At 62.4% G+C, this 897-nt stretch carries 1 protein-coding gene; it reads left to right on the top strand.

Features of this window, described 5'->3' with window-relative positions; genetic code table 11:
- Positions 1–77: 77 nt before the first annotated feature.
- The coding region (locus L0D17_RS13155; protein ID WP_243095699.1) for a helix-turn-helix domain-containing protein at positions 78–897 on the top strand (820 nt) is incomplete at its 3' end.

Genomic DNA, 897 nt, shown 5'->3' with positions numbered 1-897 from the left:
TGAACCCGGACAGACACATGTGAGACTGGACGAGTAAAAATGTGGGGACCACTCCAGAAGAGAGGGGGTCCCCACGGATGCAGCTTACCACGGTTGGCAAAGAGGTTTTGCGGGGAGCGCGGAAGGCCCGGGAACTCCAAGAGGCCGGGGCCGGCGATCCCACGGTTCAGGACCGCTTACGGAAGCTCAAACAGGTGGAGGCGCTCAGGAAATACCGGGTGGGCTGGCCCGAGATCCAGGAGCTTTTGGGGATCAGCCGGGCCACCTATTACCGCTGGCGGAAACGCCTCAAGGAAGAGGGCCTTGCCGGTCTTAAGCCTCGGTCAAGACGTCCTCAGCGCTTGCGGCGGAGGATTTACTGGTCTTCCGATCTGCTGATCCGGGTGGAAGCCCTAAGGAAGGAGAACCCCACCTGGGGCCGCTGGCCGATTTGGCTGACCCTAAGGAAGGAGGGCTTTGCGGTGAGTGAGCGCACCGTGGGGCGGATCCTGGCCTACCTGGAAGCACACGGCCGCGTGGAAAGCGTAGCTGCCTTTCTGGCCCAGGCCCGGCGGGGGAAGGGGGGGCGAAGACCCAGGAGGCCCTATGCGCAAAGGAAGCCCAAGGGATACGAGGTGGGTCACCCTGGCGACCTTATCCAGGTGGATACCCTCACCGTGACCCTGGGCCCTGGGGAGACGATCCAGCACTTCTCGGCCGTCGACCTCTTCACCCGTTTCTCCCTTGCGGAAGTCCACACCCGAGCCACGGCCAACCTGGCGGCCAGCTTTCTTGCCCGCCTGATGGTGCGAGCGCCTTTTCCTATTCGTGCGGTGCAGGTGGATGGGGGCAGCGAGTTTATGTCCGATTTTGAGGAGGTCTGTGAACGTTTGGGCGTTAAGCTCTTCGTTCTTCCTC

The organism is Thermus thalpophilus, from assembly GCF_022760915.1.
GTDB classification, from domain to species: domain Bacteria; phylum Deinococcota; class Deinococci; order Deinococcales; family Thermaceae; genus Thermus; species Thermus thalpophilus.
Note: the sequence above shows the minus strand (reverse complement) of the source record. Positions and strands in the feature narration are given on the sequence as shown.